Source organism: Paracnuella aquatica (genome assembly GCF_003332885.2).
In the GTDB taxonomy this organism is placed as follows: Bacteria; Bacteroidota; Bacteroidia; order Chitinophagales; family Chitinophagaceae; genus Flavisolibacter; species Flavisolibacter aquaticus.
In genome coordinates this window covers 1-10,381 of sequence record NZ_QOWJ01000027.1, presented here as the reverse complement: position 1 = coordinate 10,381, position 10,381 = coordinate 1, and the positions used below count along the sequence as shown (strand labels likewise).

The 10,381-nt window shown below is 39.0% G+C and carries 11 protein-coding genes; all 11 read right to left on the bottom strand.

Annotated features, from left to right (window positions below; translation table 11 throughout):
• Positions 1-250: 250 nt before the first annotated feature.
• Entirely contained in the window at positions 251-856 is a 606-nt protein-coding gene (locus DRJ53_RS20745) for a tetratricopeptide repeat protein (RefSeq protein WP_123893760.1), read from the bottom strand.
• A gap of 192 nt (positions 857-1,048) precedes the next feature.
• Entirely contained in the window at positions 1,049-1,402 is a 354-nt protein-coding gene (locus DRJ53_RS20740; RefSeq protein ID WP_114237594.1) for a hypothetical protein, read from the bottom strand.
• Positions 1,392-1,646, bottom strand: a complete 255-nt coding sequence (locus DRJ53_RS20735; protein ID WP_114237593.1) for a hypothetical protein — start codon at positions 1,644-1,646, stop codon at positions 1,392-1,394. Before DRJ53_RS20735 ends, DRJ53_RS20740 begins: the two co-directional genes overlap by 11 nt.
• A gap of 158 nt (positions 1,647-1,804) precedes the next feature.
• On the bottom strand, positions 1,805-2,143 hold the full coding sequence (locus DRJ53_RS20730) for a hypothetical protein (protein WP_123893758.1): 339 nt from the start codon (positions 2,141-2,143) through the stop codon (positions 1,805-1,807).
• A 234-nt stretch (positions 2,144-2,377) separates the two neighbouring features.
• A complete protein-coding gene (locus DRJ53_RS20725; protein WP_114237591.1) occupies positions 2,378-2,791 on the bottom strand; it encodes a hypothetical protein in 414 nt (137 codons plus the stop codon).
• Between the two features lie 279 nt (positions 2,792-3,070).
• Complete coding sequence (locus DRJ53_RS21930; RefSeq protein WP_114237590.1) at positions 3,071-3,517, bottom strand: DUF5958 family protein; 447 nt, start codon at positions 3,515-3,517, stop codon at positions 3,071-3,073.
• Between the two features lie 246 nt (positions 3,518-3,763).
• Positions 3,764-4,429, bottom strand: coding sequence for a hypothetical protein (locus DRJ53_RS20715; protein ID WP_114237589.1), 666 nt, complete (start codon positions 4,427-4,429; stop codon positions 3,764-3,766).
• Positions 4,430-4,760: 331 nt separating this feature from the next.
• Complete coding sequence (locus DRJ53_RS20710) at positions 4,761-7,415, bottom strand: carboxypeptidase-like regulatory domain-containing protein (protein WP_123893756.1); 2,655 nt, start codon at positions 7,413-7,415, stop codon at positions 4,761-4,763.
• The gene (locus DRJ53_RS20705; protein WP_114237587.1) at positions 7,399-8,235 is read right to left on the bottom strand and encodes a GLPGLI family protein; all 837 of its coding nucleotides are present in this window, start codon (positions 8,233-8,235) and stop codon (positions 7,399-7,401) included. The genes DRJ53_RS20710 and DRJ53_RS20705 overlap by 17 nt, the downstream gene beginning before the upstream one ends.
• Before the next feature lie 623 nt (positions 8,236-8,858).
• Positions 8,859-9,626: a hypothetical protein gene (locus DRJ53_RS20700; protein ID WP_114237586.1), complete on the bottom strand. Its 768-nt coding sequence runs from the start codon at positions 9,624-9,626 to the stop codon at positions 8,859-8,861.
• 146 nt (positions 9,627-9,772) lie between these two features.
• Positions 9,773-10,381, bottom strand: a 609-nt coding sequence (locus DRJ53_RS21445; RefSeq protein ID WP_162303952.1) for a hypothetical protein, incomplete at its 5' end; no start/stop codon positions are given.

The window sequence follows — 10,381 nt, the reverse complement described above, 5'->3', positions numbered from 1 at the left end:
AAACTCTTCTTCGTCAGTTTGCGTCCATGATTTACGTCTGAACCAGTCTGCCATGAGGTTTGTGTCTATTTACTCTGGATTGGAAACGGTGTCACAAAAATTACTGCTAACGGTTAACAGGTTTGCGATGTGGTGACAATCTGTGTTACGTCAGCTTAGATCTATAAACAAAGTTGAATGTTATTCATCTGTTCAGCACATGTTCATCAGCCACCATATTGCAAACCTGATGTTGGTGGCAGTATTATCGTCACACAATCGCTTTCAACTCCTTTGCAGCAGCTTTGTGTCCAAGGGCTGCGGCTTTGTCAAAGTAATGCTTTGCCCACCTGTCTGACTGTTTCACTCCTTCGCCATGCTTATAGCAAAGCCCAAGATTATAAAGTGCTTTAGCATCGTTTTTAGCAGCGGATTTCTTGTACCAGGTAACAGCTTTAGCGAAATGCGCTTTAACTCCTGTGCCATTGATGTAACAGACGCCTAAATCTCTTTGCGCTTCTGTGTCGCCTTGTTTAGCCGCCAGTTTGTACCAATGAACCGCTTTCTTATAATCTTGTTTCACAACCTCGCCATGATAATAGAAAAAGCCAATATTGTACTGGCTCTCCATATGTCCTTGCTTGGCTGCTTTGAGAAACCATTTATAAGCCTCTTCCGCATTTTTCTCAGTTCCTAAACCGTGGTCGTAGCAGGTTGCCAGATAAAATTGTGCTCGTTTGTGCCCACCTGAAGCGGCACATGACCAAAGATTAAAAATGTCCACCCAGTCTTTCTTTTTGGGCTTTGTCTCAAAGGCAAGGTGATAACCTAAGCGAAACATGCGATTGAGTTTGGTCTTGCTGAAAGTCTGTGTCACGCTGTAGGGTTTTCTGTCGACTTAGTTTTGGAACGGAGGCTTTTTAATATTGCCACCAACGTCCGACAGCTTGCTGCAGTAGCGGCATTCTGTGTTCGTCAGCTTAAATTTAGTGCAAAAGTCGAATAATGGTATGTTGCTCAGCCCTTGTTCGTCAAGCCGTTATTGCTGCAAGCTGCTGTTATGTGGCGTTTACTTAAGCCATTTATCATTCTCACACCAATCACGAAATGATACCGACTTAGCAGCCGCTCGAAAAATAAAATTCACACAAGCATCATCTACAAAGAGAAAAACTTCGTTGAAAGTTTGTATTTCTGGACGCTGAAGCCGAATTGAAAGATCAAAGTTGTATGAACCGTTTCCATCATCGATTCGAAGCCATGACAACCTTCCCGTGCCTTTATCCTCAATAAAGCCCACAACTTCCGTAAGTTCTACTACCTTTTTTGCATCTTGTCCATTTGTAGAGATCAAAATGAGCTTTAGATTGTTGCCTAAAAATATCTTACTGGCAACTGTGTAATTTTCAAGATTAACTTTCATTGTCTTGTTGTAACCAAACTTCCGTTCCAATCGGGACATCCTCTTTCGTCAGATTGGCGCCTACTAATATGTCCCGGTGCTCATTAAATACAATTCCGGTAATAACCGTCCTCAAAATTGTTTTGTCAGGTTTCACTAATTCGAGTGCATCACCAATTTTTGCTGGCTTATCTCCAAGGCCTGGTGTCAACAGTAAGCCACGCCCTGTGATCATGTATGTTTCGTCAACTGTAAATAAATACATGATGCACTTTTGAATGCCACATAACGGAAAGGGGATTTAAGAAGTAGCGGCATTTGAAAATATGTCGCTTCACCCTTGCACCACTGTCCATTTTTATTGTTGGTTTAAATTTAGCACCTCAGCCGCTATTTTTTAAATCCCATGTTACCTGCCGTGTGTTACCGCTTGCCTAATCCTAATTCATGGAACGCATTTGCAATTAATGCTACACCCACGAAAGAGGCGATAGCTAATCCTGCAATCAAATAGCCCTTAATCTTTTTAGCTAAACCCTGCTCTTTCTGCCATTTTCGCCCGAACTCTCCAATCTTGTTCTTCATCCATTTCTCTATAAGGGTGCCCAAAACAAGAGGTGTTATTAAAAAAATAGCTAAGGCAGTTCCATTCGGCATTCCTAGATAATTTAGACGAACCAACCAATAGCAGGTCAGCAGTCCAACGAATAGGAACATGAACATTAAAACGCCTGCTGCAAAAGTTTCAGGAACTGTTGTCAAGTGGTTTTTCTTGTACCAAGAGTAAATCCGAAAATATGTGTAGTAAACAATGTTCATTCTTCTCTCAGAATAGCAGACAGTTTGACTATGGCAGGTAACGGCCGACAGCTTGCTGCAGTAGCGGCATTCTGTGGTTCGTCAGCTTAAATTTAGTGCAAAAGTCAAATATTATTTTGTCGCTGAGCCCCTGTTCGTCCAGCCGCTATTGTAGCAAGCTGATGTTGGGCGTTCGTCTTATACTCTGTCAATTATTAAGTCTATATCTATCGCATCGTTCCCAGCTCCGGTAAAAAACACAGTGATTTTATAGTTTCCTTCCACTTTTTCATATTTTATTTCAGTGGTGCTTCCATTAGGAAAGTGCCCTACTATTTGATAAACTTGCCCACAATGGCGAAAATTGTGATTCTCGTCCCTAATACACCAGACGCCTGTAGGCTCCGAATTAATATTCTTTTGTAGATCAACCCCCATTGAAGAAAGCATAGAAAATATTTCAAGGGGCTCTTTTGTAAAGTATTCTGCATAAAATTGGCAGTTCTCGCATTGACAGTCATCTATGATTTTCTCCTGCGTCAAATAGAACTCCCTTGTCTTATGACAGTCTACCACCAGCGGTTGACCTTCAATTTGAAAAGTAATTGTCAAAGCTTAGTCGATTGAAAAATAGGCCAATTATTTCTTCCCTTGCATTACGATGCGACACTGAGGATGACGCCCAACGTTAAAGCATTGGCGATGTGGCGGTATTCATTGAAAGTCCAGCCGATAGCCGATGCTGATTAAAGATATAAAAGTTCATTGTTTATTCTGTTGCCTGGCGTTATTCGTCTGCTGAAACCGAAGCCGATTAGTGAACAAAAACCTGAGAATATGTTCGTCGCCCCGCCATATTGCCAATGCAATGTTGCCTGTAGTGTTATTCTGTCAACCAAAAAACTTCTTAATTCTTGTCAATAGTCGGTTGTCAGTTACGTTAGACGTCTTGTCTAAGTTATGCCATTCGTGTGTGCAACCGCTTTTGCAAAATACCTCCCGTCGCTTTGTGTCAGCATACTTAAAAAGTGTCAACAGTGTTATAAACGACTTCTCCAGTTCATTATCTGGTAGGTCACATACAGTCACTGCCGCTACTTTATGAGGATGTGTCTTAAATAAAACGATAGGTGTCATAGTTGGTTTAAGAGGCACTCTTTCTAAGCTATCGTCAATTAATTGTTGGTCAGGATGGGATTGCTCTAAATAAAGACGAAGCCATGCAAGAATGCTTCTATGTTCTGTCGGGTCACTATTTCTGAACCATTCCAAACCGTCGTCAAGTCTTAGTTTGCCTTGAGCAACTTTGTTTATAATTATTTCTCCTTCGGATAACATAGCAGGTTAAACTTGCATTAGGTGTCGGTCAAACATTACAGGCAACGTTGACGGCTTGCTGCTGTGCTGGTATTTGATATTTGTCAGCCTGGCAACTGAAGCCGATTGAAAAACCAAAGTACAAAAAATATTCTACTGTTCATCTGCGCTCGGTCACGTTGGAACAGATGCTGATAAGCGAACAAAAAGCCGATGCTGCGTTTCGTCTGCCGGCATAGCAGCAAACCGATGTTATACCCAGCCTTGTCACGATTTAGCTTTGAAACCTTCTTGATGGAGAAGTGCTGTAAACAGCTCCAAGTCCTGCTTTAAGTCGGATACTGTTTGTAATGTGTGTTGTCTTGTGTCGTATTGCTTGACAATGCTTCCAATCCTAAATTCGGCGTTGTGCTGTTTGAACCTTTCGGTTAAGCGATTGAACTCACTTTTGTCAAGCTTCTTCCATTCTACAGGGATCTCAAATTCTATGAAGTGGCGACCTTTTTCTTTGCACATATCCATTCTTAATGTGAAGCCATTGAGTTTGCCTTCCTTTATCTCGTCGGTGAATGACCATTTTGAATTTTCACCTATATACGCTTTATAAAAGCCGATGTTACTGATTTGGTCAAATGGTGTTTTCGAGAATGCATTTTGTCTCGCTTTATGATTAAGTAGTCCAGTCAAATATCCAAGAAACATTGTGAAAAGTGGAAAACCAATTCCTGTGAACAATAGTATTGAAAGCAGCAATTTTCCACTAGGCAAATTTCCGGCAACCAAAAAAGCAATTAAAAATATTAGTAAAACAAGTCCTGATGTGACGAGTGATGTCCGAAAGAACGCAGGCTTTAGCTTCTGTCTGTTTAATTTAAGGAATGTGTCCATCAAAGGTTGGGTATAACGTTCAACAGCTTGCTGCAGTAGCGGCATTCAGTGATTCGTCAGCTTAATTTTAGTACTTAGTTCAATAGTATTCCAGGTGTCGAGCCCATGTAGTTCCAGCCGCTATTGCTGCAAACTGATGTTAGCGGCCTTTTGTCATTGTTGCAATATGAAAGGACTTTATTCAATCCGCTCGATTGAGCCGTTTACATATACGTCAGCTAAGTAGCTATTGAAAGCTTATATTAAAAAGGTTAGCAATTTATTCTTTGTACTTTGACAAGGTTGCGGTCATTAATTCGAAACCCGTATTCCATATAGAACTTGGTCGTAATGCTAACTGATATTTATTCAGCTTTTTTAACCAAGGCAAGTATAACTACAACCTGAACCTAAAAACAGCCAAAACTTGCATTGGCCGTAATTGAAAACCACTTTCAATCAATGAAAATTGAGAATTGTAAAATTGAACAAACTGTTTGTTATTCAGCAGATTGATGCCAGTTATTTCAAATTCAATCTTTTTCTTGACGAGTGGAAACTTATAGAGCACGTCAAGAAAGAACTGATCCCGTTGTGCTTCTACATTATTTACAAACAATTCAGGAGAGATTGTGACTATCTGATTTGGGAGAGGAAATAAGTTGATGTTCAGTTGATGCATGTTAAACAACACATTATTGATCGACTTAGCATTAAAACTACTTTTCGTATAACTAAGTGAAGTGTTGTAAGCAATCGTGGCTTTCTTGAAAAAGTTACTATTGAAACTAAGCGCCACCCTGTAATTTTGTGATTTAAGTTTCGCTGGATCGCTATTAACAATGAATTCTTCCTTGTTTAGGTTTACCCCGCCCGACAACTTCAAAATAGTCTTCAATGTAGCTAGGTAAATACTATAATCTGCTGATAAGGAATTTGTATTCCTCCGATTTTGCCTGCCTATTATGTTAATTGACGATAATCCTAAAGAATCAACATCAGTGCTATAAAGAAACTCCCTATCCTCTTGCAAACGGTCGAGAGTTACATTTCCGAACCTCGATTTCAACTGATCTTTATAATTAAAACTCAATGAACTGTTCCATTTCGAACTCCGGGGAATAAATGAGCTAAACCGATTCAATCTATTGTACGACGTCAATAAATATCCGGTATAAAGTGATGTGATGTTACCATAGTGGTTTCTATAGTTCGAGGAAATAGTGCTAGTCCAATAGCTTGATAATTGGTAATTCAAATACAAACTTGGGTCCAGGTTCAAGGTTTGAAGTTCGCTTCTCTTCCTTAGTTCGCTATAATTTACGGAGAATCCATTAGCAGACAGCGGAAGGTTGAATTCAATTCTGAATTTAGACTTCTGATATTGGGACTTGAGATCAAAGTAGATATTTCCTTCTTGAAACCTAATATCGTTTCTAAATTGCTTGTTTAATGCTACTGAAATACCTGCATCAGCAATTGAAATCACACTCTCCAGATCTTGGACTTTCAGTTTTGCCCCAATTTTTGAACTAACACTTACCTGATGAATCTTCCTGTAAGAAGAAATGAAATTGTCAGTTGATAAATTACTATATGTAACCAACTGCCTTACATGTGCATAGTAGTTGCCAGCGTTGGTCAATTTTGCAAATTGACCAGGGGTAACTTGCAATTCCTGTGGAGTTCTATTGAGGTTGATAAAAGAATGAAGCGTAATAAGGTGCTTGCGAATAAAAAAGGTTGCAGTAAATGTGTTTGATGCAAGAAAATTCCTTAGACTTTTATTTTGCAGGATACTGGAATCATTCAGCTTGATGCCACCAAGATCGTCGTTCCACGTCCTTTTGAGAACAAAACTATTTTTTAAATAGATGTTCTTTGTGTTCTTCAGAACAGTGATACTGCTGTTGATGTCATTAATATTGTAGCTGTTGGCTATGTTCTCTCTCAGATTGATTGTCCCACCTGGAGTAAATATCGTGGTAGTGGTAGAGCCAGTCATTTGCCTGCGATCATTCAGAAAAGAAATACTTCCCTTCAACTCAGTGTTATCACTGATCTTCTTTAAGACATTTGAGCTTGCGACATTGACTCTATTATCTAACCATCTCTTTGAGCTAAAAAACGGAATTGGAATTGACCTAATATCGAGAAATGAGTTTGTCGTAATTAATGGTGTTTCAATGTTATTCAAGCCAAAAGCGTTATCGAAAGCTAATACGGATAGTTGTTTTCCTGCATCATCGCCTATATTATTGGCTTGGAAATTACTTAATATTTGAAATGTCCTATCAAAAATCATCGGAGTAAGGTTAACATCCCATAGTAGCGGAGAACCTCCAATGCCAACCTTTGCTGTGCTCGTCTTTGTAAATTTTTTTAGTTTAATATTGATGGATGCCCTGTTAGAGAAAACAAGAGAATCTAATATTCTGATTGGCTGATCATTTTCAATTATTTGTATTTTCTGCACAAGGTCGGATGGTATATTGTCATTCGCTAAACCATATTTTCCTTCCAATAGATCAAGACCATTGATATAGTATTTTTGTATTGGCCTACCCTGATAGTAGATCCTTTGATCCCTAATCTCTATTCCGGGAAGCTTTTTTAAAACATCACCAACGACTCTATCCTCTTGTGAAGTAAATGCATTGGTATTATAGTTTAAAGTGTCGCCCTGCTTGTATACAGGCCTTTCTTTGATTACAACAGTCCGTAATTGTACAATACTGGGTGCTAATTTGAAATGAACATTAATTTGGCTGCCAGATACTTTTAGTGATATAGATGCATAACTCACATGCTTGACTGTTACCATCAAAGTATCAACGGCCGGTGTTACCGAAAAAGAAAACTTACCCTTACCGTCGGATTGGGAGAAAGATAAAATCGAACTGCTATTCAATCTACTGCAGGTGATAGTGGCCCCAGGTACTGCAATTCCTACGCTATCTGTAATAATACCGGATATTATTATTTGAGCAGAAGATAATAATGGAAACACTAACAGAAGTAGAATGATACCGATGCTATTTCTTTTCCGCATGATAGATCTCAATCCAGTTATTGGCTGCCTTGGCCCTTTTTTCAGCCCTTGCCTTAAATTCTTCAACACCAGTCAGGTAGGTGATACCATTTTGCTGATCAAGTATGAATGCGTTATCATAACTCTCCCTCAACAACTTAAAAAACTGTTGTTTAGTTGTTTTAGTTGGTACTTGCTTATAGAATGGATAAGTTTTTGTCTTAAAATTTACCAAATCGGTTAGTGAAAAGTTCCAATAACCCTGGCTATCACTTATTTTCACAATTAGTCCAGGCAGTCCTGAAAACTTATAAGGACCAGTAGAGATTGGTATTTCGTTTGTAAACCATGCAGTCCACTTTCGACCTCCGAAATTCACCTCTGCTTTTTGACATGCAAAACTCATTATTGTGTCTAATTCATCCTTTAGTATCCACTTGAAAATGTCTGTATTCTCTTCATACTCAAAATAGGGTGAATTCGTTGTCTGCGTTTTATCAAATGTCTGTATCGATTTTTGTGATTTGAAGATATGGTATGTGATGGGCGTATAAACTGAAGAGGCAAAAGCGAATGAGGGTCCAAAACTATTCCCTTTTTGTGTTTCAGCATATGCAGCGGAATCATATAAATACTGTGGGTATGAAAGAAATGATGAACTATTTTCAGAAAACAGTAGAATCATTTTTTCAAATTTAATACTACTTATATCGGTACTATCAGGCTGGTACTTCATCTCATACATAGCCTGGTAGTCATATACGTCCTTATGTTGGCAGTATGATAATTTTGGATAAATCATTTGCAACATAATTAGTACGAGGCAGATGCTTGTTTTCATCGCGATTTTGTTTGGTTTGATTTGACTAATTATTTATACAACCAAGTCTACAAAAGTTGAATTGTAAGAGAGGTAGCGTATCTAAACCATCTGCTGATATACTCTTTTCTTTTTCATAATTTTAAATACAACACACCCGCCCTTGCTTTCACTTTGATAATGCCTATTGGGCAATCTTACAACTATTTTTTTAGTTATACAACTATTTTTTTAGTTATAGTATTTTGATAAATGGAAAATTTGTTGAGATTAATCTTAGCGGCCCATTATCACTTTTGGAAAATGAAAATTTCTTTTTCGCACAATCAATTCCTTGAAGGAAATTTTGTCACTTTCTGCCGTAATGTTTATTTCAGGAGTAGGATTCAACGCAACTATCAATATTTTGGATATTGTTATTACAATAAGAAGCAGCTGAAACCAATATTAAGGCAAACATCAGTATCACATGTGGTGCATTTAGCGTGTTGGATCTAAGTGGCCGCTAACGTAGAAGCGCTTTGTGAAGGTGGGATATTTGAAAATATGCCGCTTCACTTTAGCACTTCAACTGATATTTATTTTACAGTTGAAAATTAGCACTTCAGCCCCACTTTTACAAAGCGCATGTTAGCAGCTGTTTTCTAACTTGCAAATAGTTCAGTAAGCCTGGCGTCAAGATCTCTCCAAAAGATTAAACTTGATGGGCTTTTATCCTCTTGCATTCCCTTAATGTTCCGAGCGATTAATTGCACTTTATCCTTTGGTTCAAATTTCTGTTTTATGTCACCCAAGAAAAACCGAGACATTTTGTTTCCTAAAAAGTCTTTCTCCTTAGCCGAAATAAAAGGCATTTTTTCTATTGTTTCTCTGTCAGTGGGAAGTTTCGTATCAAAAAAGTCAAGGATTTCACAAGTCGGTCTGCGTCCACCATTGTCCACAAAGTGTCCAATTACTCTGAACAACGCATATTTTCCAGACGAATGAGCATAACTAAAAACATCTCCAACTTCAAACGAAGTAAATTCTTTATAGACTTTAGCTATTATCTTTTGTGCAGGTTGCGGTGAAAGCAACTGCTCTTTAAGTTTTACCAATTCCCTTTGTCGCTTTGCAACAAGCTTTTCGTCACCTTCATCTTCCCAACGTTTTAAGTCGGAGCCTGTATTAATAACTTCTATAGCTTTTTGTTTTACATCTTCAAGCAGGCGACCAGTCTTCCATTGTATCGCAGCCAAAGAAAGCCAAAAAACAGAACCTTCGTCTTCATCAGATAATGAATCCGAATTAGATGCTATCATAAATTTAGTTGCCTCCTCTGACGTCATGCCCTTGCCTATGAGTTCTTTGAACTCGTCACGAATGTCACATGCAAAGTCGTCTGAAAATATTGCTGTGCCGAATGTTCCCATAAAGTAGCTGCTAACGGGACGGGGCTTTACGCTGTGCGGGGCTCCGCAGCTCTGTCGCCTGGATAAAGATAGGAACCCACCACAATTGCACAAAAGCCCGTGACATGTTCTTCAGCCCGCATTGCGGAAAGCCCGTGTTAACGGCGTTAGTCTGATTTAATAAGTCTGGAGTAATTGCATTCATCCGGGTCACCTATACCAATTAGGATCAAAAGTCTGCCGTCTTTTTCATATAGTTCATAGGATGATGTGTAGTCTTCCATAGGTTTTTCAAAAATGTACTGAAGTTGAAGTAGCGGTCGGTTTTCTTTCGTGGAAAAGCTCCAGGTGCCCAAGGCCGAAGTCTCGGAGTGGTTGTTTCGAAAGTTAGCTTCAAAGTCAAAAGTGCTTTGGGGGAAACCGGAAAGATTAAAAGTGAGATCTGAATTAAGTGTCAACTTAGCTGACTTTTTATTCTCATATCCTGGAGTAGTATTGATTGTAGTCTGGTCAGGAAAATATGTTCCGATGAGTGTTTCCTGAGAAATATTTTTATTGGCATTGTCAAGATCATGAGTAATGCCACAGGGTAGATAGCGGCAGCCCGTCAACAGTATAAAGAATAAAAGTAGATTTCTGCAGTTCATTTGGTTTTGGTTCGCCGTTAACGTCCCCGCCGGCTTGGCGAAGGCGGCATGAAGATACTTTGAGTTTCGTACACGTATGCCGCTTTTGCCAAACCGGAGTTGTACGAAGTTGCCTTCACCCAGCAACCT

What these genes read in the sequence shown, in the direction of transcription:
- DRJ53_RS20735 (WP_114237593.1), bottom strand. Translation starts at nt 1,646, where the DNA reads ATGTATTTATTTACAGTTGACGAAACATACATGATCACAGGGCGTGGC.
- DRJ53_RS20715 (WP_114237589.1), bottom strand. Translation starts at nt 4,429, where the DNA reads ATGCCGCTACTGCAGCAAGCTGTTGAACGTTATACCCAACCTTTGATG.
- DRJ53_RS20710 (WP_123893756.1), bottom strand. Translation starts at nt 7,415, where the DNA reads ATGCGGAAAAGAAATAGCATCGGTATCATTCTACTTCTGTTAGTGTTT.
- DRJ53_RS20700 (WP_114237586.1), bottom strand. Translation starts at nt 9,626, where the DNA reads ATGGGAACATTCGGCACAGCAATATTTTCAGACGACTTTGCATGTGAC.
- DRJ53_RS20740 (WP_114237594.1), bottom strand. Translation starts at nt 1,402, where the DNA reads ATGAAAGTTAATCTTGAAAATTACACAGTTGCCAGTAAGATATTTTTA.
- DRJ53_RS20705 (WP_114237587.1), bottom strand. Translation starts at nt 8,235, where the DNA reads ATGAAAACAAGCATCTGCCTCGTACTAATTATGTTGCAAATGATTTAT.
- DRJ53_RS21930 (WP_114237590.1), bottom strand. Translation starts at nt 3,517, where the DNA reads ATGTTATCCGAAGGAGAAATAATTATAAACAAAGTTGCTCAAGGCAAA.